This window comes from Arthrobacter sp. 10T419 (genome assembly GCF_056394105.1).
The window spans coordinates 157,390-179,002 of the sequence record NZ_JBFTHF010000002.1 but is presented as its reverse complement, the minus strand read 5'-3'; the positions used below and the strand labels follow the sequence as shown (position 1 = coordinate 179,002).

The 21,613-nt window shown below is 67.9% G+C and carries 22 protein-coding genes and 1 riboswitch; of the genes, 3 read left to right on the top strand and 19 right to left on the bottom strand.

From position 1 onward, the window contains the following. Positions 1 to 65: 65 nt before the first annotated feature. The 15 genes from dprA to AC1DBD_RS04360 form a co-directional block, all read right to left on the bottom strand. Positions 66 to 1,253, bottom strand: coding sequence for a DNA-processing protein DprA (gene dprA, locus AC1DBD_RS04430; protein WP_476981502.1), 1,188 nt, complete (start codon positions 1,251 to 1,253; stop codon positions 66 to 68). A 76-nt stretch (positions 1,254 to 1,329) separates the two neighbouring features. Beyond that, positions 1,330 to 2,877, bottom strand: a complete 1,548-nt coding sequence (locus tag AC1DBD_RS04425) for a YifB family Mg chelatase-like AAA ATPase (RefSeq protein WP_476892352.1) — start codon at positions 2,875 to 2,877, stop codon at positions 1,330 to 1,332. After that, complete coding sequence (locus tag AC1DBD_RS04420; protein ID WP_476892351.1) at positions 2,878 to 3,234, bottom strand: YraN family protein; 357 nt, start codon at positions 3,232 to 3,234, stop codon at positions 2,878 to 2,880. It lies immediately after the preceding gene. An 83-nt stretch (positions 3,235 to 3,317) separates the two neighbouring features. Continuing rightward, on the bottom strand, positions 3,318 to 3,644 hold the full coding sequence (locus AC1DBD_RS04415) for a DUF2469 domain-containing protein (RefSeq protein ID WP_056426737.1): 327 nt from the start codon (positions 3,642 to 3,644) through the stop codon (positions 3,318 to 3,320). A 42-nt stretch (positions 3,645 to 3,686) separates the two neighbouring features. Beyond that, complete coding sequence (locus AC1DBD_RS04410) at positions 3,687 to 4,358, bottom strand: ribonuclease HII (protein WP_441417514.1); 672 nt, start codon at positions 4,356 to 4,358, stop codon at positions 3,687 to 3,689. An 8-nt stretch (positions 4,359 to 4,366) separates the two neighbouring features. Then, entirely contained in the window at positions 4,367 to 5,350 is a 984-nt protein-coding gene (gene lepB, locus AC1DBD_RS04405) for a signal peptidase I (RefSeq protein WP_476892350.1), read from the bottom strand. Further along, the gene (lepB, locus tag AC1DBD_RS04400; protein WP_441417512.1) at positions 5,351 to 6,028 is read right to left on the bottom strand and encodes a signal peptidase I; all 678 of its coding nucleotides are present in this window, start codon (positions 6,026 to 6,028) and stop codon (positions 5,351 to 5,353) included. A 100-nt stretch (positions 6,029 to 6,128) separates the two neighbouring features. Further along, positions 6,129 to 6,488 (bottom strand): 50S ribosomal protein L19, encoded by a 360-nt coding sequence (rplS, locus tag AC1DBD_RS04395; protein ID WP_056738299.1) that lies wholly within the window; start codon positions 6,486 to 6,488, stop codon positions 6,129 to 6,131. 261 nt (positions 6,489 to 6,749) lie between these two features. Further along, on the bottom strand, positions 6,750 to 7,559 hold the full coding sequence (gene trmD / locus AC1DBD_RS04390) for a tRNA (guanosine(37)-N1)-methyltransferase TrmD (protein WP_441417511.1): 810 nt from the start codon (positions 7,557 to 7,559) through the stop codon (positions 6,750 to 6,752). 1 nt (position 7,560) lies between these two features. Next, positions 7,561 to 8,163, bottom strand: coding sequence for a ribosome maturation factor RimM (gene rimM / locus AC1DBD_RS04385; protein WP_476892348.1), 603 nt, complete (start codon positions 8,161 to 8,163; stop codon positions 7,561 to 7,563). A 126-nt stretch (positions 8,164 to 8,289) separates the two neighbouring features. Then, positions 8,290 to 8,532 carry an RNA-binding protein gene (locus AC1DBD_RS04380; RefSeq protein WP_056426755.1) on the bottom strand — a complete coding sequence of 81 codons (243 nt, stop codon included), beginning with the start codon at positions 8,530 to 8,532 and terminating at the stop codon, positions 8,290 to 8,292. Position 8,533: 1 nt separating this feature from the next. Beyond that, positions 8,534 to 8,956, bottom strand: coding sequence for a 30S ribosomal protein S16 (gene rpsP / locus AC1DBD_RS04375; protein WP_138769023.1), 423 nt, complete (start codon positions 8,954 to 8,956; stop codon positions 8,534 to 8,536). A gap of 221 nt (positions 8,957 to 9,177) precedes the next feature. Then, positions 9,178 to 9,615 carry a hypothetical protein gene (locus tag AC1DBD_RS04370; protein WP_175320852.1) on the bottom strand — a complete coding sequence of 146 codons (438 nt, stop codon included), beginning with the start codon at positions 9,613 to 9,615 and terminating at the stop codon, positions 9,178 to 9,180. Positions 9,616 to 10,030: 415 nt separating this feature from the next. Then, positions 10,031 to 10,906 (bottom strand): VOC family protein, encoded by an 876-nt coding sequence (locus tag AC1DBD_RS04365; protein ID WP_476981501.1) that lies wholly within the window; start codon positions 10,904 to 10,906, stop codon positions 10,031 to 10,033. Positions 10,907 to 10,986: 80 nt separating this feature from the next. Next, complete coding sequence (locus AC1DBD_RS04360) at positions 10,987 to 12,087, bottom strand: amidohydrolase family protein (RefSeq protein ID WP_476981500.1); 1,101 nt, start codon at positions 12,085 to 12,087, stop codon at positions 10,987 to 10,989. A gap of 95 nt (positions 12,088 to 12,182) precedes the next feature. Beyond that, positions 12,183 to 12,290, top strand: a riboswitch (TPP riboswitch). On the opposite strand from AC1DBD_RS04360, the gene thiC reads away from it, so the two are divergent. Continuing rightward, positions 12,259 to 14,121, top strand: coding sequence for a phosphomethylpyrimidine synthase ThiC (gene thiC, locus AC1DBD_RS04355; protein ID WP_476981499.1), 1,863 nt, complete (start codon positions 12,259 to 12,261; stop codon positions 14,119 to 14,121). It overlaps the preceding riboswitch by 32 nt. 67 nt (positions 14,122 to 14,188) lie before the next feature. Here the strand turns inward: thiC and AC1DBD_RS04350 are convergent, their stop codons facing one another. Beyond that, on the bottom strand, positions 14,189 to 14,923 hold the full coding sequence (locus AC1DBD_RS04350; protein ID WP_476981498.1) for an alpha/beta fold hydrolase: 735 nt from the start codon (positions 14,921 to 14,923) through the stop codon (positions 14,189 to 14,191). A gap of 99 nt (positions 14,924 to 15,022) precedes the next feature. Next, positions 15,023 to 16,609 (bottom strand): signal recognition particle protein, encoded by a 1,587-nt coding sequence (ffh, locus tag AC1DBD_RS04345; RefSeq protein WP_476892345.1) that lies wholly within the window; start codon positions 16,607 to 16,609, stop codon positions 15,023 to 15,025. A 150-nt stretch (positions 16,610 to 16,759) separates the two neighbouring features. Here ffh and AC1DBD_RS04340 point away from each other — a divergent pair, with 150 nt between their 5' ends. Further along, complete coding sequence (locus AC1DBD_RS04340; RefSeq protein WP_476925578.1) at positions 16,760 to 18,148, top strand: glucose-6-phosphate dehydrogenase; 1,389 nt, start codon at positions 16,760 to 16,762, stop codon at positions 18,146 to 18,148. A 156-nt stretch (positions 18,149 to 18,304) separates the two neighbouring features. Here the strand turns inward: AC1DBD_RS04340 and AC1DBD_RS04335 are convergent, their stop codons facing one another. Both AC1DBD_RS04335 and AC1DBD_RS04330 read right to left on the bottom strand, forming a co-directional pair. Further along, the gene (locus AC1DBD_RS04335) at positions 18,305 to 18,643 is read right to left on the bottom strand and encodes a P-II family nitrogen regulator (protein ID WP_175320845.1); all 339 of its coding nucleotides are present in this window, start codon (positions 18,641 to 18,643) and stop codon (positions 18,305 to 18,307) included. Next, entirely contained in the window at positions 18,640 to 20,013 is a 1,374-nt protein-coding gene (locus tag AC1DBD_RS04330; protein WP_441417503.1) for an ammonium transporter, read from the bottom strand. Before AC1DBD_RS04330 ends, AC1DBD_RS04335 begins: the two co-directional genes overlap by 4 nt. A gap of 239 nt (positions 20,014 to 20,252) precedes the next feature. Here AC1DBD_RS04330 and AC1DBD_RS04325 point away from each other — a divergent pair, with 239 nt between their 5' ends. Beyond that, positions 20,253 to 21,500: an MFS transporter gene (locus tag AC1DBD_RS04325; RefSeq protein ID WP_476908672.1), complete on the top strand. Its 1,248-nt coding sequence runs from the start codon at positions 20,253 to 20,255 to the stop codon at positions 21,498 to 21,500. Positions 21,501 to 21,613 lie beyond the last annotated feature (113 nt).

The window sequence follows — 21,613 nt, the reverse complement described above, 5'->3', positions numbered from 1 at the left end:
GCGGCCTGGGGGCGGCATGGCAGTTTGCCCCCGGGAGATGTGCACCGCCGAGCAGGTGCGTCGCGTCAGCCCGCCTTGGCGGAGCGTTTCCAGCCGCCACGGTGGGATTCGGCCAAGCCCAGCAGTCCGAGCCGCCCAAGACCAGCCCTGACCGATTCCGGGCTCAGCCCGGCGACCACGGAAAGCTTCTCAACCGTGCTGGTGATCCGCAGCGGAAGGGCGTCCAGGAGAATGAGGTCCTCAAGGGTCAGCCCGTCGTGGGCCTCGGCCCGGCCCACCTTGACCTCCGGCAGCGCCTCGCCGCTCGGCGAGGCCAGTTCCGCGATCTCGGCCGCGTCCGTGACGCACACCGCGCCGCCTTCGCGCAGCAACCGGTGGCAGCCGGCCGAGTTGGCACTGTGCACCGAGCCCGGCACCGCGCCGACCGCCCTGCCCAGGGTCTCGGCATGGTGGGCGGTGTTGAGCGCCCCGGATCTCCACCGGGCTTCGACCACCACCGTGACGGCGGCCAGCGCAGCGATGAGCCTGTTGCGTTGCAGGAAGCGGTACCGTGTGGGGGCAGAACCCGGTGGGACCTCGGCCAGCACGGCGCCCTGGTTGGCCACCGCACGGAGCAGATCCTCGTTGCCCGCGGGGTAGAACCGGTCCACTCCCCCGGCCATGACGGCGATAGTTGGCAGGCCCGCGGCGGCCCCGGCCAGGGCGGCCCGATGGGCGTGGGCGTCAATCCCGTAGGCTCCGCCGGAGATAATCGTGAAGCCCCGCTGGGCCAGCCCATAAGCGAGGTCGCCCGTTACTGCAGAGCCGTAGGCTGTGCTGTCGCGGGAGCCCACCAGCGCAATGGCTTTGTGGACTGGCGGCAACTCCTGTTCCACGCCCCGCCACCAGAGGCAGAGCGGCTCCTGCAGCCCCAGGTCCGCGAGCTGGCCGGGCCACAGGTTGTCCGCCGGGATAATCAGGCGGCCGCCGAGGCGCTGCATGGTCGCCAGGTCGCGCTCCGGCGCCAGGTCGGGTACCCGCGGTGCCCAGCGCTTCAGTGCCATGCCCAGGCCGGTCCAGCCGCCGCCGGCGCCGTTCTGCTCCAGCACCTGGGAAAGTTCCTGCTCCAGCCTCGGGCCGGCCGGCAGTTGCCCGGTGGCGATCCGCAGCGCATCCTCGGCGCCGGCAACCCGTACGAGCGCCAGGCCGGCGGCGTCCTGGGGTTCCAGAAGCCTGGACAGCGCCGCCCGGGCGGTCCTTTCGTTCTGTGTCATGGTGCTGCTCTCTCCTCTTCCGGTGCTGCTGTGGTGCTGATAGCGGGGCGTGGCGGGATGGGACATCTCGGCGCCGTCACGCGGCAGCCGATGCGGATTGCCGAAGATTGAGCGCTTGACCGATGTCGTCCGCGTCCGGCCCGTCGCGGCCGGAGAGATCCGCAAGGGTCCACGCCAGACGCAGCACCCGGTCATAGCCGCGGGCCGTCAGGGCGCCGCGTTCCAGCGCATGGTCGAGGATCCGCGTTGTAGGTCCCGAGAGCCGCAGGGGGCCGCGGAGCACCCGTCCGGGAACCTGCGAGTTGGTTTCCAGTCCGAGCGGCCGGAGCCGGTCCAGCTGGCGCTCCCGGGCGGCGCGCACCCTGGCGGCGATGTCGGCCGTGGCCTCTTCGGCCCGGGGCTGGCCGAAGTCTGCGAGTGCGACGCGCTCGACCTCCAACTGGATGTCGACCCGGTCCAGCAGCGGCCCCGACATCCGAGCGAGATAACGGCGCCGCATCATCGGGGTGCAGGTGCAGTCCACGCCCTTTCCGGAGGCTTTGCCGCAGGGACAGGGGTTGGCGGCGAGGACCAGCTGGAACCGGGCTGGGTAGGCAGCGGTGCCCGCCGAGCGGTGGATGACCAGTTCGCCGCTTTCGAGTGGCTGCCGGAGTGCGTCGAGGACCCGGCGCTCGTATTCGGGGGCTTCATCGAGAAACAACACGCCGCGGTGAGCCCTGGACGCCGCGCCGGGCCGAGGCAATCCGGATCCTCCGCCGATAATGGCAGCCGCGGTGGCGGTGTGGTGCGGATTCTCGTAGGGCGGCCGCCGCAGCAGCGTGACGGAAGCCGAGGTGAGCGAACTGAGGGAATGAATGGCCGTCACCTCCATGGCTTCCCGGTCACCGAGATCAGGGAGCAACCCGGGCAGGCGCTCTGCCAGCATGGTCTTGCCTGCCCCGGGCGGGCCGGTGAACAGCACGTGATGCGCTCCGGCGGCGGCCACTTCCAGGGCCCGGCGACCGTCAGACTGGCCAGAGACGTCGCACATATCCGGCGCCAGGCCGGCCGGGGCCGTCCCGTCGACGTCGTCGGCATCCGCGGTGTCCGGCTCGAAGTCCAGGGCAAGGTCCTGCGGGTCCGCGCCGAAATCGAACGCCAGCCTGGCCAGGGTACGGTAGCCGCGGACCCTGGCGCCGGGCACCAGCTCTGCTTCGGCGGCGTTGGCTTGGGCCACCACAACGTCGGGATACCCCGCCTGAACAGCCGCCATCACGGCCGGCAGAATGCCGCGGACCGGACGCAGCCGCCCGTCCAGGCCAAGTTCGGCGATGAAGACATGGCGTCCGGTGGAGCGCACGTCGTTGGCGGCCAGCAGCACCGCCATGGCGATGGAGAGGTCGAATCCGGAGCCGCGCTTGGGCAGCGACGCCGGAATGAGGTTCGCGGTGATCTTCCGGCGGCTGAGCGGGATACCGGAGTTTTGCGCCGCAGACCGAATCCGTTCCTTGGCCTCATTGAGCGAGGCATCCGGCAGGCCGAGGATCACGAACGCAGGCAGGGTCTGCCCGATGTCGGCCTCGACCTCGACGATGTATCCGTTCAGGCCGACCAGCGCCACCGAATAGGTCCGTCCCAGCGCCATCTACCCCACCCCTCTGAGGTGTTCGATGGCCGGGGAACCGGTCCCGTCGTCGACCACGGCGATGACGTCTACGCGGCGCAGCGGCATCTGCAGCTCATGGTCCCGGCACCACGCCGAGGCCAGCCGGTGCAGCCGGGCGAGCTTGTCCACGCCCACGGCTTCGAACGGGTGCCCGTAGGCGAGGGATCTTCGGGTCTTGACCTCGGCGATGACCAGGGCGTCGCCGTCGAGCGCGACGATATCGATTTCACCCTCGGGGCAACGCCAGTTACGGTCAACAATCCGCATCCCCTGGGCTTCGATAAAGCCGGCGGCGAGTTCCTCGCCGCGCCGGCCCAGCATGTCCTTAGCTCTCATGCCTCCAGCGTGGATCGCAGGGCGGCCAGCACGCGGACAAAAATTCGGCTATGTGGGTAACTTCAGGTCACGCGAGGCAGGAATCAGTTGCCCAGGCCCTCGACCTTGGGCAGGGCGAGCTCCTCGCTGCGCGGGAGCTCCTCGACGTTGACGTCTTTGAAAGTGATAACGCGGACGCTCTTGACGAACCGGGCGGAGCGGTAGACATCCCACACCCAGGCGTCCTGCAGGGTCAGGTCGAAGTAGACCTCGCCGTCGGCGCTGCGCGCTTGCAGGTCCACGTGGTTGGCCAGGTAGAAACGCCGTTCGGTCTCGACCACATAGCTGAACAGCCCGACGACGTCGCGGTATTCGCGGTAGAGCTGTAGCTCCATGTCGGTCTCATAGTTTTCAAGGTCCTCGGCACTCATGGTTCCATCTTGCACCATCGGGCGCCGGGCGCGCGCCACCGCTCAGTCGCCGAGTAGTTGCCAGCTCACCCGGTGGTACGGCGTGGGGCCGGCGGCGCGGAGGGCCTCCTTGTGCGCAGCGGTGCCGTAGCCCTTGTTCTCGTTCCAGCCGAACGCCGGGTACTCGGTGTGCAGGACAGCCATCTGCCGGTCACGTTCGACCTTGGCCAGCACGGATGCGGCGGCCACGCTAAGGCACTGCATGTCGGCCTTGACCAGGGTGTGGACCGGGGCGTCACAGCCCGGCTCCTCGGGGCCCTCGTCGAAGAGCGAGGCCTGCGCCACGGGTGAGAGCCAGTTGTGGCTGCCGTCCAGGAGCACTACGTCCGGTGTCACACCGGCGGCCAGCACCGCGAACCAGGCACGGTTGCCGGCGAGCCGGAGCGCGCCGATGATCCCCAGCGCGTCGATTTCCGCCGCGCTGGCGTGCCCCACGGCCGAGGCGACGCTCCAGCTGCGCACCAGCGGTTCGAGCCGTTCCCGGTCCGCGACCTTGAGCAGCTTGCTGTCCCGCACGTCGGCGAGCAGCTTCTGCTTATGCAGGTCCACGACGGCGATTCCGACGCTGACGGGTCCGGCCAGGGCCCCACGTCCCACCTCGTCGATCCCGGCGAGCAGCCGCGCGCCGGAGCCACGGAAGCGGCGCTCGTAGTCGAGGGTTGGAGCTTCGGACACTGCTGTCCCTACTTCTTCACCGGAGTCGGGACGCCGCGGAACACGTCCGGATAGTTGTCCAGCGACGTGATCCGGTTCAACGGCCACGCGATCACGGCCGCCTTGCCTTCGATGTCGGCCACGTCGATGAAGCCGCCGTTGCTTTCCATGTGGGCGCGCGAGTCGGCGGAGTGGTTCCGGTTGTCGCCCATGACCCAGACCTTGCCGGCGGGGACGACGACGTCGAAGTCGCGCACCTGCGGGACCTCGGCGCTGTTGACGTATTTCTCGTTCAGGGGAGCCCCGTTGACGGTGAGCCGGCCGCTGCCGTCGCAGCAGACGACGTGGTCGCCCGGCAGGCCGATAACGCGCTTGACCAGGTGCTGCTCGGAGTTGTCGGGGAGCAGGCCCACAAACGTCAGCGCATCCTGGACACCGGTCAACGGACCGGCCGGCTTCACGGCGCTCGGGACAAGCCATCCCTTGGTGTCCCGGAACACCACGACGTCCCCGCGCTCCAAGGCGATCGGCTCCGGCACCAGCAAGTTGACGAAGATCCGGTCGTTGACGTCCAGCGTGTTCATCATGGACTCGGACGGAATATAGAAAGCCCGGAACAGGAAGGTCTTGATCAGGAAAGACAGTACGACGGCGATCACCACCACCGTGGCGATCTCCTTAAGCCAGAGAAGCATCGGGTTGCGGCCCTCGCGGGCTTTAGCCTTTCGGGCCCGCGCCGACGACGGTCCGGCATGTGAGGGACCGGCCAATGGGGCGCCCTCGGCCCGCTCGGGCTGCGCGGGCGCCGCGGGCGCCGCGTGCACCGGTTCAGCGTGCACCGATTCAGCCTGAACCGGTTCAGCCTGCACCGGCCGAGGGTCCGGCGCGTGTTCGGGCCTCGGCGCGGCGGGCAGCCGCGTCGTCGGGTGTTCGGCGCCGGGGATGGGCGAGGAGGTCACTCGGGGCTCGTCGTGCCCCCGCGGATCAGGAGTCCGGGGTCCGGTCTCGGGCATCTACTGTCCGTTCTTCATCGTCGTGGCGGCCTCGTTGGGCCGCGGAATTGCTGCAAATCTATCAAGCGGCCAGATGATCTGTACCGGGCGGCCGATCACGCGCTCCAGCGGGACCATACCGCCTCCCGGCGCGCCCAGCAGGCTGCGCGAATCGGCCGATTTCGAACGGTGGTCTCCCATCAGCCAGAGCCTGCCGTCCGGGACAATCACGTCGAACTTCAACTTACTCGGGGCGTCGCCTTCATACAGATAGCGTTCCTCAAGTTGCTGGCCGTTAACTGTGAGCCGGCCGTCCGCGCCGCAGCACACCACGCGGTCGCCAGGTAGCCCGATGACGCGCTTGACATAGGTGGTGTCGCTGCCGGTCAGGCCCAGCCAGTGGCCAGCGCCGGTCAGGACGTCAGCCGCAGGTCCTTTGCCGCTGCTGAGCGGGGCAAAAGAGCCGCGGCCGTCGAAGACCACGACGTCGCCGCGGCGGACCGGGTCGAACGCGAAGTCGGTGCGGGACACCAGGATCCTGTCACCGTCGCGGAGCAGCGGCTCCATCGACGCGGACGGGATGAAGTAAACATCCAGCCACAGTGACCGGACCAGGCCGCTGATTGCCACGGCCAGCACCAGGCCCAGAAGCGCAAAACGCCAGCCCAGTTTCCTGGGCCGGCGTCTTGTCTGTTCCATGATCCGTGTCCTCTAACGCTTTTCTAATTGAACGGCGCAGTGGGGACGGTTCCGGCAAACGCCGGAGCCCTCCGTGGACCCGCTGGAAAGTCCGAAGGACTTACTTGGCGGTCTGGAAGTCGCGCTTTTCCTTGATCTTCGCAGCCTTACCGCGCAGTGCACGCATGTAGTAAAGCTTGGCGCGGCGCACGTCACCCTTGGAGACGAGCTCGATCTTGTCGATGATCGGGGAGTGTACCGGGAAGGTACGCTCCACGCCGACGCCGAAAGAGACCTTGCGGACGGTGAAGGTTTCGCGGACGCCGTCGCCCTGGCGGCCCAGGACGAAGCCCTGGAAGACCTGGACACGGGAGTTCTTGCCTTCGATGATGTTCACGTGCACCTTGATGGTGTCACCCGCGCGGAACTCGGGAACATCGTTGCGCAGCGAAGCTGCATCTACGGAATCGAGGATATGCATTGATCCACTCCTGGTGAACGCCACAGGTCATTCACGTTGGGTCACGGCGGCCAAGCCCGGGTGCTGTGCGCACCGGAAATTCCCGCCGAAAGTATTGTCGTTCCGGCTCCGTCAGGAATTGACGGGACCGGGGTGCCGCGCTGTTGGTGACGCTCCCCCTGTGGCAGGTTCGCACCCAGCAGGCACAAGGACTAATTTTGCCACATTCCGGCACGTTTTGGTGAATTGGCCAAGCGAATGGGCTTCGCGAATCGGCTCAGCTCAGGCGTCGGGGCGGCGCCGGAGCCGGCCGTCCACGACGTCGTAGCCCAGTTCCCCGAAAGCGGTGCGGTCCGCGCGTGGCAGCTTGCCGGCGTCGAACGCGTCGAGCAGGTCCGGCCGGCGTTCGGCGGTGCGCCGGTACTGTTCGTGACGCCGCCACTGCGCGATCTTGCCGTGGTTGCCGCTCAGCAGCACGGGCGGAACCTCGCGGTCCCGCCAGCTGGAGGGCTTGGTGTACACGGGGTACTCGAGCAGGCCGTCGGAGTGGGATTCCTCCACGAGCGATTCGGGGTTTCCGACGACGCCGGGCAACAGCCGCCCCACGGCTTCGACCATGGCCAGCACGGCCACCTCGCCGCCGTTCAGCACGTAGTCCCCGAGGCTCATGGGCCGGACGGTGAAGTGTTCCGCGGCCCACTCCAGGACGCGTTCGTCGATACCCTCGTAGCGTCCGCAGGCAAAGACGAGCTGCTCTTCTTCCGCGAGTTCGTGGGCAATCGCCTGGCTGAAGCGCTCCCCCGCCGGCGATGGGACGATCAGTACGGGCTTGCGAACGGCCTCCGCCCCAGGCGCTTTCGGGCCGGCCTCGGCAATGGCGGTCAGGGCTTGGGCCCACGGTTCGGGCTTCATCACCATGCCGGCGCCGCCGCCATACGGGGTGTCGTCCACGGTGCGGTGCCGGTCCGTGGTGAAGTCGCGGAGGTCGTGGACGTTGAGGTCCAGCAGCCCGTCCTGGCGGGCCTTTCCGATCAGCGAGAGTTCCAGCGGTGCCAGGTATTCGGGGAAGATGCTGACGACGTCGATCCGCATCTTAGGCGTTGTCCCCCGCGCCACGTTCGGCGTCGCTGGCTCCCTCGGCGTCGGCGTCTGTTTCGGTGCCGCCGTCGTCGGGGGTCCCGCCGGCCTCGGTGTTGACCTCGAAAAGGCCGGCTGGCGGGGTGACGAGGACGTACTTGTCCGCGACATTAACCTCAGGCACGATCTGCTCCACGAACGGGATCAGGATTTCCTTGCCGTCCCGGTCAGTCACCACGAGCAGGTCCTGGACCGGCATGGTGTGCAGACCGGAGACCTTGCCGACCACCTGGTCGCCGACGCGGACGTCCAGGCCCACCAGCTCGTGCTCGTACCAGCCCTCGTCGTCGTCCTCGTCCAGTTCTTCGGTCTCGACGTAGAGCTTGGCTCCGCGGAGGGCTTCCGCCTCGTTGCGGGTCTCCACCTCCTCGAACGCCAGCAGCAGGATGTCCTTGTTCCAGCGGGCGCTCTCAACGGTCAGCGGCCCGGCCGACGCCGGTTCCACCACGAACTGGGTGCCGGGAACAAAGCGGTCACCGGGGGCGTCCGTCAGCACCTGGACGGTCACTTCGCCGCGGATGCCATGGGGCTTGCCGATTCGTGCCACCTGAAGCTGCATCTGTTCCTCTGTTCGGGTTCTCGTAAAGTCTGGGATTTGTTGGTGCATGTGCTGCGCAAAACAGTCCGGCCCCTCCACCATAAGCTGGTGAAGGGGCCGGACTAAAGACAAATAATGCTGGTCGCGCTACCGGCGGCGGTCGGTGTCGACGACGTCGACCCTGACCGGCTCGCCGTCGGCCAGCGCCGCCACCACAGTGCGCAAAGCGCGTGCGGTGCGGCCCTGGCGTCCGATCACCCGTCCCAGATCGTCCTGATGAACGCGCACCTCGAGGGTGTCCCCGCGGCGGTTGTTCTTCGCACTGACCTTGACGTCCTCGGGGCTGTCAACAATCCCGCGGACCAGGTGTTCGAGCGCTTCTGCCAGCAATTTACTCAGCCTCGGTGGTCTCTGCTTCGGCGTCGGCGGGAGCCTCAGCTGCGTCGTCCTTCTTAGCCTTCTTGGTGATGGCTTCCGGGATGATCACGGAACCCTTTTCCGGGGTGACGAAGGCTTCCTTGGGAGCCTTGGTCTTCAAGGTGCCCTCCTGGCCCGGGAGACCCTTGAACTTCTGCCAGTCACCGGTGATCTTCAGGATCGCGGCAACCTGCTCGGACGGCTGTGCGCCGACGCCGAGCCAGTACTGGGCACGGTCCGTGTCGACCTCGATGTACGAGGGCTCTTCGGTCGGGTGGTACTTGCCGATCTCTTCGATGGCACGGCCATCACGCTTGGAGCGTGCGTCCATGACGACGATGCGGTAGTACGGTGCGCGCATCTTGCCGAAGCGCTTAAGGCGAATCTTTACGGCCACTTTTGTGGTCACTCCTGTTTCTGAAACGGGGTCGAGCCCGGCGTTCTGCACCCGTGGGGCGGGCCGTACTAGGGGGTTCTAAAAGGACAAGATCCGGACGCGGAGAGAGGGGCCACGCAGATCGAGTACCTGTTCATTGTGCCAGATCACCGCTCGGATTTCGACTTGACGCCCTAGGGCTGCGTGTCCGGGCACTTTTTCGAGCCGTCGGCTTGGGCGCGTCAGGAGGTCCAGACGTAGAGCCCGGCCTTGGTGGCGGGGTCAACGCCGGCAGCGAGTTCGGCGAGCTGGCGGACATAGCGGGCGGCCTGGTCGGCACCGAAGGGCATGTCCTCCTCCGCGGCCCAGCCTTCGGCGACGTCCGCTAGGACATCACCCTCGCCCTCGGTCTCGTAGCTGAGCAACTCGGCCAGGGCACGGACCATGGCGGCCGGCACGCCCAGCAGGGAGTCGCTGGCCACGTCCACCATGGCCAGCTCATAGTCGGCCCCGGCGGCATGCACGGCAGTCCCGGCCAGGTCACCCAGGCGTTCGACTTCGAAGTCGCTGATGTCCGGAATCCGGACCGCGCCGGGGGCGACCGCGGCGCCGCCGTCGAGGGCCGCTGCACGCTTGAGGGCGGCGTCATGGGTGGCGACGAAGATTTCAGTAAATCCCAAGGAAGTGCTCCTCATGAGGGTTGGCGGCGCTGGCCGCGTTTTTGGCGTCGCTTTCAGCCTATCCGCTCCAGCCCGGCCGCGCCCGGACCGGACATGCCCTGCCCCGGCCGCGAGCAATGGACATAATCCCACTATGTCCATCCCTGACCGCGGCGGATGGACATGCCCGGCGTCCCGATCGGCGGACGGACATGGCCGAGGGACCCCATGCCGCGCCCCGCCTCGCGCACTCCCGCCAACGGACATGCGCACCCCCGGACGCGAGCAATGGACATAATCCCACTATGTCCATTCCCCGAAGCGCACGCGGGACATGTCCGCGGACCCAAGCATCAGGAGGTGGACATGCCCAACGCGGGCCTCGAAGGTTGGACATGTCCAGTCCTGGCGCTGCAGGCTGGGCATGTCCGGATGATCAGCGGACGGCGACGCGGATGCTGTTGCGCCACGGATCCTCGAAGCGCAGCTCGGCTCCGGTGTGGTGCGACTGGACGCCCGCGGTCTTGAGGCGGTCGGCGAGGGCGCCAACGTCGTCGCCGGACGGTACTTCAACCAGCACTTCGCCGAGGCCGAGGGTGTCACGGCGGGGGCCGGCGCCGCGGCTGTTCCAAACGTTCATGGCCATGTGGTGGTGGTAGCCGCCGGCTGAGACGAAGAGCGCCTGGCCGTGCCAGCCCGCGGTCTCCTCAAAGCCGAGGGTGCCGACGTAGAAGTCGTGCGCGGACTGCACGTCGCCGACCTGCAGGTGGACGTGCCCGACGCCGGCGTCGGCCTCGCGCTGCCCGGCGAGCGACGCCTCGGTGAGGTGCTGCTCGAGGTAGCGCTGCGGCGGCAGGGCCAGGCTGTCCATCACGACGTTCTTGCCGTCCCAGGACCAGGCTTCGCGGGGGCGGTCCCAGTAGAGCTCGATACCGTTGCCCTCCGGGTCATTGAAGTAGAAGGCCTCGCTGACAAGGTGGTCGGCGCTGCCGGTGAAGGATTGCGGCTCATACTGCGCGGCGGACGCGACGGTGGCGGCCAGCGAGGGCTGGTCCTCAAAGAGAAGGGCGGTGTGGAAGAGGCCGGCTTCGCCGCGGGAGGGCAGGTTCAGCCCGGGTGCCGGTGCCAGGTGGACCAGCGGCTTGAGCTTGCGTCCGAGGTAGAGCCCGCCGTCCTGCTCGGCAACGATGTCGAGGCCGAGGGCGCGCTGGTAGTAGTCCGTCATCAGCTTCATGTCGCCGACCTTGAGCATCACGGTGCCCATGGTGAGTTCGGCAGGAAGGAGATCCTGGGTGCTGGCTTCTACGGTCATTGAAACGCTCCGGTGGTTCTGTGGCCCCCGACCTTCGGCGACCCTCGTAGAGTTAAATTACTTGAAGCTTCAATTTATTCCTAATGGCCGGGGATGCTCCCCTGTACCAGTTCGCCGCGGAGCACGATGCCCCTGAGCTCGCGCAGGGTGCCGAGATTCCCGCGCGGATCCTCGGCGCAGACCAGGACGTCGGCACTGGCACCTTCTGTGATCGCGTCGGCTCCGAGCCAGTCGCGGGCGGCCCAGGCCCCTGCGTCGAGGGCGGCGCCGGCGGGGAGCCCGGCGTCGTGCAGGGCCTCAAGTTCGTCGACGATGCGCCCGTGCTTGATCACACTCCCCGCGTCCGTCCCGGCGTAGATGGCGACCCCGGCCTCGTACGCCTCGAGGATCCGTTCGGCGCGGCGTTCCCAGAGCCCCAGCATGTGCGCCGCGTAGCGGGGGAACTTTGCCTTGGCCTGGGCCGCAATGTCGGGGAAAGTGGCGATGTTGATCAGGGTGGGGACAATCGGGACACCCTGTTCGACGAAGCGGGGCAAGTGCCGGGGAAGCAGCCCGGTTCCGTGTTCGATGCAGTCGATGCCGGCGTCGAGCATGTCATCGAGGGTGTCCTCCGCGAAGCAGTGCGCCGTGACGCGGGCGCCTTCGTCGTGGGCGGCCCGGACCGCGTCCCTGACGCTCCGGGCCGGGAAACTCGCAGCGAGGTCGCGGGCGTCGCGGTCGATCCAGTCCCCCACCAGCTTGACCCAGCCGTCCCCCGCGCGGGCCTGCTTGCGTACGGCCTCCACGAGGTCCTCGGGTTCCACCTCGACGGCGAAGCCCCGCAGGTACCGCCGCGTCCTGGCGATGTGCCGCCCGGCGCGGAGGATGCGTGGCAGCTCGCGCCGTTGCTGGATCCAGCGGGTGTCGTGAACGGCGCCGGCGTCGCGGACCAGCAGGGTACCGCCGTCGCGATCAGTCAGGGCCTGCCGCTCGGCAACTTCCTCGGGGACATCCCCGCCGGGCCCGAGCCCGATGTGGCAGTGCGCATCGACCAGCCCGGGGATCACCCAGCCGTCCAGGACCAGGTCCGGCGCGGCCGCGGGGCGCCGGAAGGTCAGGCGGCCGTCCACGGCCCACAGCCCGCGCCGCTCTTGGTCGGCTCCGGTGAGGACCGGGCCGCTGAACTCGATGATGCCGCTCATGGCCTAAAGCCTAATCCGCATCGCGATCCGCGGGCCAAGCCCGTCCAGCCCCCACGGCCCCTCGACGGCTTCCCGTCGGCCTGTGGTAGCTTCGTCTACGACCACACGGGTGCCCTTGCAGGGGCTGAGATCGGGCTGATGCAGCCTGCGACCGTTGAACCTGTCCGGGTAATGCCGGCGAAGGAAGTGAGTATCTCTTTGAGCGCAACAAATCCACAGCAGAGCCCTGCCCAGAATGGGAACAGCGCCGCAGCATCTACCGTGACGCAGTCCCTGAAGTCGCATGCCCTCGCGTACGTCGAGGACGGCGGGATCCGCGTCCCGGTAACCGAAATCGCCCTGGCACCGTCCCCTGGCGGCGTCGGGAATCCTCCGTTCCGGGTCTACCGCACCGCGGGCCCGGGCAGCGACCCGATGGTGGGACTCGCCGCTTTCCGCCGTGACTGGATCGCCGGGCGCGCGGACACGGAGCCGTACAGCGGCCGGGAACGCACTCTGCTCGACGACGGCAAGTCCGCGGTCAGGCGCGGCGCCGCCTCGGCTGAATGGCGGGGCGCACCGCCCGAGCCGCGTCGCGCCGTCGAAGGCCGAACGGTCACCCAGATGCATTATGCGCGGCACGGCATCGTGACACCGGAGATGCGTTTCGTCGCGCTGCGGGAGAACTGCGACGTCGAGCTTGTCCGCGGCGAAGTCGCCGCCGGCCGGGCCATCATCCCCAGCAACATCAACCACCCGGAGTCCGAGCCGATGATCATCGGGAAGGCGTTCCTGGTGAAGATCAACGCGAACATCGGCAACTCCGCGGTAAGCAGTTCCATCGCCGAGGAGGTCGACAAGCTCCAATGGGCCACGCAATGGGGGGCGGACACGGTGATGGACCTTTCGACCGGGGACGACATCCATACGACCCGCGAATGGATCATCCGCAACTCGCCCGTCCCCATCGGCACCGTCCCGATCTATCAGGCACTGGAGAAGGTGAACGGCGAAGCAAACGCCCTGACCTGGGAGATTTTCCGTGACACGGTGATCGAACAGTGCGAGCAGGGCGTCGACTACATGACGATCCACGCCGGGGTGCTGCTGCGGTACGTCCCGTTGACCGCCAACCGGGTCACCGGCATCGTGTCCCGCGGAGGTTCCATCATGGCTGGATGGTGCCTTGCACACCATCAGGAGAACTTTCTCTACACGCATTTCGACGAGTTGTGCGAAATTTTCGCCCGCTACGACGTCGCCTTCTCACTCGGCGACGGCCTGCGACCGGGGTCGACGGCGGACGCCAACGACGCTGCCCAGTTCGCCGAACTGGACACCTTGGCGGAGCTCACGCAACGGGCCTGGGACTTCGATGTCCAGGTCATGGTGGAGGGCCCGGGACACGTGCCGTTCCACCTCGTCCGGGAAAACGTGGAGCGCCAGCAGGAACTCTGCAAGGGCGCGCCCTTCTACACGCTGGGGCCGCTGGTCACGGATATCGCACCGGGCTATGACCACATCACTTCCGCGATCGGCGCTACCGAGATCGCCCGCTACGGGACCGCCATGCTGTGCTACGTCACGCCGAAGGAGCACCTCGGTCTGCCCAACAAGGACGACGTGAAGACCGGCGTGATCACTTACAAGATCGCCGCCCACGCCGCCGATCTTGCCAAGGGCCACCCCGGAGCGCACGAACGTGACGATGCCCTATCCAAGGCCCGGTTTGAATTCCGTTGGTGGGACCAGTTCGCGCTGTCCCTGGACCCGGTGACGGCTGAGGCATTCCACGACGAGACTTTGCCGGCGGAGCCGGCTAAGACAGCCCATTTCTGTTCGATGTGCGGGCCGAAGTTCTGCTCCATGCGGATCAGCCAGGACATCCGGGACGAATACGGTTCGGCGGATCCCCGGGCAGCCTTGGCACAGCTGGCGGACGGAATGCGGAGGAAAAGCGACGAATTTCTGGCGGCCGGAGGCAAGGTCTACCTGCCCGAGCCCACCGTGGGCGCACAGTCAGCGGCACAGGCACAGGCACAGGCACAGGCCTAGGCACAGGCACAGCCCTAGGCCGCGGCCGGGCGCCTGCCCTGCGGGGTAGGCGTCCGGCCGGCCACTCCTACGACGCGTGGGCGTGCCGGCTGCGGTTGACGTCGGCGATGAACGTGCGGATGGCGCGGTCGCCCTCTTTTGAGTCCTGCGGCCGGTGCCCTCCGGGTGCGGTGCGGTGCAGGGCGCCCGTCTCCCTCAGGTAGCCGGCGATTTCCTCGTAGAGCGGCTCCCAGCCACCGGTAAGGACCAGGGTGGGCACGCCGGGAACGATGTGCAGCGGCGCTTCCCACGGCGGTGCCTGCAGCCGCAGCCGGCGCGCCGCCCGGAGGGCCTCCGGCGTCATGGCTCCCGGGGCGCCGGCGGCGAAGGCACGGCGGACGAATTCCCGCTGGAAGTCGTCGTCGCTGAGGCTGTGCCGGACGTCGAAGAGCGGCTTCATGAGCGCCCGGTGCGCAGCGCTGGCCGGGAGCTCCGCGGTCAAGGACAGGCAGGCCGGCTCCACCAGGGTCAGCGACTGCACCAGGTCGGGGCGTTCGACGGCCGCCATCATCGCCGCGATCGCACCCTGCGAATGGGCCACCACGTGGCCGCCGGCAGCGCCGCGGCCGTCGTCGGCCAGGGCCCGCAGCACAATTGCGGCGTCGGCGGCGAAGTCCGTCTCCTGCGGCTCGGCGACGGCGTCAAAGCCGTGCCGCCGCAGGAACAAGGCGTCGTAGCTCAGCGCCATGCCGTGCTGCTTCGGCCACGCCGCGGCGCCAAAACTGCCGGCCCCGTGGACGAAAACTACGCGCTGCTTGAACATGCCCTAAGCCTATGGCACTGGTCCGTCATCGAAGCCGACGACATCCTGACCGCCGAGATACCGGGCCCCGAGGTACTGCCAGCGCCAAGGTGGCTTCCGCTACTTGCTGCCGCCGAGGAACTTGTCGAAACCCTTGGGCAGGTTCAGCTGGGACGGGTCGAATTCCCCGCCCTGCTGGCCGAAGGCCGCACCGGTGGGCACAGCCTTGGGGCCAGCGGCGCGCCGTGCCTCCGCGTCCTTGAGCTCCTGCGCGGCCTTGGCCGGGTTGCCGGAGCGGGCTTTCTTCTTCGGTGCGTTCTTGGCCCCCTTGCGGGCTCCGCCGCCGCCCATGCCGGGCATCCCCGGCATCCCCGGCATACCTCCGCCGGCGGCCATCTTCTTCATCATCTTCTGTGCCTGCGCGAAGCGTTCCAGCAGGCCGTTGACCTCGGAGACGTGCACGCCGGAACCGCGGGCGATGCGGGCGCGGCGGGAGCCGTTGATGATTTTCGGGGCCACCCGCTCGTGCGGGGTCATGGACCGGACAATCGCCTCGACCCGGTCAATCTCACGCTCGTCGAACTGCTCCAGCTGCTGCCGGATGTTCTGCGCGCCCGGCATCATCATGAGCATTTTCTTCATCGAGCCCATGTTGCGGATCTGCTGCATCTGGGCGAGGAAGTCCTCGAGGGTGAAGTCTTCCTGGTCGGCGAACTTCTTCGCCATCCGGGCCGCTTCGTCCTTGTCCCAGGACTTCTCGGCCTGTTCGATCAGGGTGAGCACGTCGCCCATGTCGAGGATGCGCGAGGCCATCCGGTCCGGGTGGAAGAGCTCGAAGTCGTCCAGGCCTTCGCCGGTGGACGCAAACATGACCGGCTTCCCGGTGACCGACGCGACGGACAGCGCGGCACCGCCGCGGGCGTCGCCGTCGAGCTTGGAGAGCACGATGCCGGTGAAGTTGACGCCTTCATCGAAGGCCATCGCCGTGTTGACGGCGTCCTGGCCGATCATCGAGTCGATCACGAACAGGACTTCGTTGGGGACGATGGCCCGGCGGATCTGGCGGGCCTGTTCCATCATTTCGGCGTCGACGCCAAGCCGGCCGGCAGTGTCCACGATCACGACGTCGTGCAGCGTGCGCTTGGCTTCCTCGACGCCGGCACGGGCGACGGCGACCGGGTCACCGGCAGGGTGGTCCAGCTCGGAGGAGGTGGCCCCCGGGTGCGGGGCAAAGACGGGAACGCCGGCGCGCTGGCCGACAACCTGCAGCTGCGTCACGGCATTGGGGCGCTGCAGGTCGCAGGCGACCAGCATGGGGCTGTGGCCCTGCGCCTTGAGGAACTTGGAAAGCTTGCCGGCGAGGGTGGTCTTACCGGCACCCTGGAGGCCGGCGAGCATGATGATGGTCGGCCCGGTCTTGGCCAGCCGGATCCGGCGGGTCTCGCCGCCGAGGATCTCGACGAGTTCCTCGTTGACGATCTTCACGATCTGCTGGCTCGGGTTCAGCGCACCGGAGACCTCGACGCCGAGGGCCCGCTCGCGCACGCGGGCGGTGAACTCCCTGACCACCGGGACGGCAACGTCGGCGTCCAGCAGGGCACGCCGGATCTCGCGGACCGTGGCGTCAACGTCCGCCTCGGTGAGGCGGCCCTTGCCACGGAGGTTCTTGAAGGTTGCTGTCAACCGGTCAGAGAGTGAATTGAACACGCGCCGTGCACTTCTTTCAGTGGATCTACAGCTGGCGGCCAGTGCGGCACGCCAGAGTCGTGACTGTTTCGCCGGAACGAACTGCCTCGACAACGGGACTCGACTATCTAGGGTACCAAGACCCGCCTTCAAGATGGCATGCTGGCTTAGGTGACCAGTCAACCAACAGTAAAAACCCTGCTCATCCTCGGCGCCTCGGGCGACCTTACCGGCAGGCTGCTGCTGCCGGGACTGGCCCGGCTGGTGGCGAGGGGCCACGCATCCGGCCTCACCCTGGTGGGCGCGGGCTCGGACGACTGGACTTCGGAACAGTGGCTGGAACGCCTTGAGACCTCCTTCGCCGACGCCAACTCCCAGGCCGACTCCAGCGGCAAGCGGGAGCTGAAACGGATCCGCGAAAGCACCAGCTACCACCAGCTGGACGTCACCGCCGAAGGGCAGCTGGCCAGCCTCTTGGCCACGCTGGAAGGACCGGTGGCTGTCTATTTCGCCCTGCCGCCGAAGATCAGCCAGCTGGCCTGCGAAGCCCTGACCCCGGAGCAGGTCCCCGCCGGGACCCGGCTGGTGATGGAGAAGCCGTTCGGGTCCAGCGAAGAATCGGCCCGGGACCTGAACAAGACCCTGGCTGCACTGGTCCCGGAGGACCACATCCACCGGGTGGATCACTTTCTGGGCAAGGCCACGGTACTGAACATCCTGGGCCTGCGCTTTGCGAACACCTTCCTGGAGCCGGTGTGGAACCGGGGCTACGTCGAGAAGGTGGAGATCATCTTCGATGAGGACCTCGCGCTGGAAGGCCGGGCCCGCTACTACGACGGCGCCGGCGCCCTGCGCGACATGATCCAGAGCCACCTGCTGCAAATCATGGCCCTGATGGCAATAGAACCGCCCGCCTCGGTGGACGAGCGGGACCTGCGCGACGCCGTCGCCACGCTCCTGCGGGCCAGCAGCATCAAGGCGCCGTACGCCAAGAACACCCGCCGCGCCCGGTACACGGCAGGCTCCATCGACGGCCGGAAGGTCCCGGACTACGCCAAGGAAGAGGGCGTGGACGCGTCCCGCAACACCGAGACCCTTGCCGAGGTGCAGGTGGACATCGACAACTGGCGCTGGCAGGGCGTGCCGTTCATCCTCCGCTCAGGCAAGGCGCTGGGCGCCATGCGCAAGGAAGCCGTGGTCACGTTCCGGCCGGTGCCGCACCTGCCCAAGGGCTTCACCGGGGTGGACTCCCCCAACCAGCTGCGCATCGGCTTCGGCCCGGACACGCTGCAGTTCGACGTCGACGTGAACGGCCCCGGCAACGTGCTCAGCCTGGACCGGGCCACCCTGAAGGCGGAACTCAGCGCCTCCGAGCTGCTCCCCTACGGTGAAGTGCTTGAAGGGGTGCTCACCGGCGACCCGCTGCTGTCCGTGCGCGGCGACACTGCGGAAGACTGCTGGCGCATCCTCGAACCCGTGCTCAAGGCCTGGGCCCGGGACAGCGTCCCGCTGGAGGAATATGCCGCCGGCACGCCCGGTCCGGAGGGCTGGCCGTCGTAAGGCAGGCGGCGCCCGACGTCGGGCGCTCCCGCAGGCGCTAGCGGCCCCAACGCACGCAACAAAAAATGCGGGCCGGGCACCTTTCCAGGTGCCCGGCCCGCCGTCGCAACCCCCGATCGCGGTCCGCTCGCGCGGCAGCGGCTGGAGGGCTGCAGCCTAGATGGCTGCCGCGCCGCGTTCACCGGTTCGGACGCGGACCGCCTCGAACACGTCCATCGTCCAGACCTTTCCGTCGCCGGCCCGGCCGGTGTTCGAGCTGGCGATGATGACGTCCAGGATGTCGTCCGCCTGTTCGTCGGTGGCCAGGACCTCGACCCGGATCTTGGGCAGCAGGTCCACGTTGTACTCGGCGCCGCGGTACACCTCGGTGTAGCCGCGCTGCCGGCCGTAGCCGCTGGCCGCGCTGACCGTGAGGCCCTGCACGCCGTAGGCCTCCAGGCCTTCCCTGATGGTGTCGAGCTTTTCCGGACGGACGATTGCGGTAATCAGTTTCATGCTTCCACGCTTTCCTTGCCAGCTGCTGACTTCTTGCCGTTCGACTTGACGTCCACGGCCTCGGCTGCCGGTACTTCAGCACTGTCGCCCAGCGACTTGCCGGTGATCAGTTCGTGCAGCGGCTGGAAGCTTCCGCCGTGGCCGCCGACGCCGAACTCGTAGGCAGTCTCGGCGTGCAGGCTCAGGTCCACACCCACGACTTCCTGCTCCTGGGACACCCGGAAGCCCATCAGCTTGTGGATCGGGAAGGCGATGATGAAGGTCATGATTGCGGTGAAGGCTACGGCGAGCAGCGCTGCGAGAACCTGCGCCACGAGCTGCGTCGTGCCGCCGCCGTAGAACAGACCCGCGGTGCCCTGGGCCGGGGTGGCCAGGAAGCCGATCGCCACGGTGCCGACGACACCCGAAACCAGGTGCACGCCGACGACGTCGAGCGAGTCGTCGTAGCCGAACTTGAACTTCAGGCCGACGGCGAGGGCCGAGGCCACACCGGCGACGACGCCCAGGGCGATCGCGCCGAGCGGGGAGACGTTGGCGCAGGCCGGGGTGATCGCGACCAGGCCGGCCACCACACCGGAAGCGGCGCCCAGGGAGGTCGGGTGGCCGTCGCGGAAGCGTTCGACAGCGAGCCAGCCGAGCATCGCGGCGGCCGGAGCAGCGAGGGTGTTGATCCAGATCAGGCCGGCCTGCTCAACCGTGGCGGCGGCACCGGCGTTGAAGCCGAACCAGCCGAACCAAAGGATTGCGGCGCCCAGCATGACGAACGGGACATTGTGGGGGCGGTGGTTCGGGTCCTTGCCGAAGCCCTTGCGGTTGCCAATGATCAGAACCAGGATGAGCCCGGCGACGCCGGCGTTGATGTGCACCACGGTTCCGCCGGCGAAGTCGATCACCGGGGCAAAAGTCTGGCCGAACCAGCCGTCCTTGGAGAAGAGGCCCCCGCCCCAGACCATGAAGGCCAGCGGCGCGTAGACGAGGGTGGCCCAGATGGGGGTGAAGATGACCCATGCGGAGAACTTGGCCCGGTCAGCGACCGCGCCGGAGATCAGTGCCACCGTGATGATGGCGAAGGTCGCCGCGTAGCCCACCTTGAGCAGGTCCGCCGGCTCCGTGAAGTTGTGCAACCCGAAGTGGCTGAAAGGGTTAGCGAAGATCTGGAAGAAGTTGTCGGTGTTGCTCGTAGCCATCGAAGCGCCCCACAGGACCCACATGATGCCAACGGTTCCAATGGCAACGAAGCTCATCATCATCATGTTCAAAGCCGACTTGGCGCGTGTCATGCCGCCATAGAAGAATGCCAGGCCCGGGGTCATGAACAGCACGAGGGCTGATGCGACCAGGAGCCAAACGAGACCTGCGGTGAGTTCCATGGTCTGCGTCCTCTCTTGCTCTTAGGTGCGGACTTGTCCGCCAGTCCAACGCATTTTTGCGTTCTAAGAAAAGTTTGCAGTTGCCGTGTTTCACCGGCTGAGGATTTACATTGCCGGGTTGTTACAAGAACCTCCCGGAAGTAAATGGTGCGTCTCGCGCTTGTTACGGTTATGTTTCACGCGTTCCATCACGCCCCTGCCTGCCCTTGGGCATCAGAAGCAGCACCGAAAGCAGCACCATGAGCAAAGCGTCCCGTTCCGCCAACGGAATCCGGCCCCCTGCCGGACTCCGCCGCCCCGGCGGCCCCCGCCTGCCCCGGGACATCAAGGTGATGCTGGTTGCCGCCTTCCTCATCGCGCTGGGCTTTGGCCTCGTCGCGCCGGTGCTCCCCCAGTTCGCCACCACTTTCGACGTCGGCGCCACAGCGGCGGCCGTGATTGTCAGTATCTTCGCGTTCATGCGGCTCGTCTTCGCTCCGGCCGGCGGGGCGCTGATCGTGCGGCTGGGCGAACGGCCGGTGTACGTGGCCGGGCTGCTGATCGTGGCGGCGTCCACGGCGGCCTGCGCCTTCGCCCAGGACTACTGGCAACTGCTGGTCTTCCGCGGACTGGGCGGCGTGGGATCGGTGATGTTCACGGTGGCGTCGATGGCCCTCGTGGTGCGGCTGGCGCCCCCGGAAAGCCGGGGGCGCGTCTCGGGTGCCTACGCCTCGGCCTTCCTGATCGGCAACGTGTGCGGCCCGATCGTCGGCGGGCTGCTGGCCAGCTTCGGACTTCGGGTGCCGTTCCTGGCCTACGCGGCCGCGCTGGTGCTCGCCGCCGCCGTCGTGCAGACCCAGCTCAGCCATGTCCCGGCAGGTTCCCGTGAGGCGGGTGCGGCGGCCCCGGCCATGCTGCTCCGGGAAGCGCTGAGGGACAGCGCCTACCGGGCCGGGCTGGCCTCCAGCTTCGCCAACGGCTGGGCCACCTTCGGCGTCCGGATGGCCACCGTGCCGCTTTTCGCCGTCGCGGCGCTCGGAGCGGGGTCCTCGTCCGCGGGCTGGGCGCTGGCCGTGTTCGCCGCCGGCAACGCCGCGGCGCTGACCTTTTCCGGGCGGCTCGCGGACAACCTGGGCCGGAAGCCGATGATGCTCGCCGGGCTCGTCGTCACCGGCCTCGCCACCGCCGCCATCGGCTTCACTCACGAGCTGCCCTGGTTCCTGCTGGCCTCGACCGTCGCCGGCATCGGGTCCGGCCTGCTCGGGCCCGCGCAGCAGGCGGCGATTGCCGACGTCGTGGGCAACGAGCGCTCCGGCGGCCGGGTGCTTGCCGTGTTCCAGATGACCGCGGACAGCGGCGCGATCGTGGGGCCCGTGATCGCGGGGCTGCTGGCGGACCGGCTGGGCTACGGCTGGGCGTTCGGCGTGACCGGCGGGGTGCTGCTCGCGGCGGCCGCGGGCTGGCTGCTGGCCCGGGAGACCTTCCAGCGCACCCCCGCCCGGGGCTAGCCGAGATGCCCCGGACCGACCACCCGGCACTCGATGCGGAACCAGTCTCCCGCAGACGCCGCCCTTCCCGAAAAATCACACGCCTCCTCGCGACAATTGCGGTCCTTGCCGCC

What these genes read in the sequence shown, in the direction of transcription:
- dprA (WP_476981502.1), bottom strand. Translation starts at nt 1,253, where the DNA reads ATGACACAGAACGAAAGGACCGCCCGGGCGGCGCTGTCCAGGCTTCTG.
- AC1DBD_RS04425 (WP_476892352.1), bottom strand. Translation starts at nt 2,877, where the DNA reads ATGGCGCTGGGACGGACCTATTCGGTGGCGCTGGTCGGCCTGAACGGA.
- AC1DBD_RS04420 (WP_476892351.1), bottom strand. Translation starts at nt 3,234, where the DNA reads ATGAGAGCTAAGGACATGCTGGGCCGGCGCGGCGAGGAACTCGCCGCC.
- AC1DBD_RS04415 (WP_056426737.1), bottom strand. Translation starts at nt 3,644, where the DNA reads ATGAGTGCCGAGGACCTTGAAAACTATGAGACCGACATGGAGCTACAG.
- lepB (WP_476892350.1), bottom strand. Translation starts at nt 5,350, where the DNA reads ATGCCCGAGACCGGACCCCGGACTCCTGATCCGCGGGGGCACGACGAG.
- lepB (WP_441417512.1), bottom strand. Translation starts at nt 6,028, where the DNA reads ATGGAACAGACAAGACGCCGGCCCAGGAAACTGGGCTGGCGTTTTGCG.
- rplS (WP_056738299.1), bottom strand. Translation starts at nt 6,488, where the DNA reads ATGCATATCCTCGATTCCGTAGATGCAGCTTCGCTGCGCAACGATGTT.
- trmD (WP_441417511.1), bottom strand. Translation starts at nt 7,559, where the DNA reads ATGCGGATCGACGTCGTCAGCATCTTCCCCGAATACCTGGCACCGCTG.
- rimM (WP_476892348.1), bottom strand. Translation starts at nt 8,163, where the DNA reads ATGCAGCTTCAGGTGGCACGAATCGGCAAGCCCCATGGCATCCGCGGC.
- AC1DBD_RS04365 (WP_476981501.1), bottom strand. Translation starts at nt 10,906, where the DNA reads ATGACCGTAGAAGCCAGCACCCAGGATCTCCTTCCTGCCGAACTCACC.
- AC1DBD_RS04360 (WP_476981500.1), bottom strand. Translation starts at nt 12,087, where the DNA reads ATGAGCGGCATCATCGAGTTCAGCGGCCCGGTCCTCACCGGAGCCGAC.
- thiC (WP_476981499.1), top strand. Translation starts at nt 12,259, where the DNA reads ATGCCGGCGAAGGAAGTGAGTATCTCTTTGAGCGCAACAAATCCACAG.
- AC1DBD_RS04350 (WP_476981498.1), bottom strand. Translation starts at nt 14,923, where the DNA reads ATGTTCAAGCAGCGCGTAGTTTTCGTCCACGGGGCCGGCAGTTTTGGC.
- AC1DBD_RS04335 (WP_175320845.1), bottom strand. Translation starts at nt 18,643, where the DNA reads ATGAAACTGATTACCGCAATCGTCCGTCCGGAAAAGCTCGACACCATC.
- AC1DBD_RS04330 (WP_441417503.1), bottom strand. Translation starts at nt 20,013, where the DNA reads ATGGAACTCACCGCAGGTCTCGTTTGGCTCCTGGTCGCATCAGCCCTC.
- AC1DBD_RS04325 (WP_476908672.1), top strand. Translation starts at nt 20,253, where the DNA reads ATGAGCAAAGCGTCCCGTTCCGCCAACGGAATCCGGCCCCCTGCCGGA.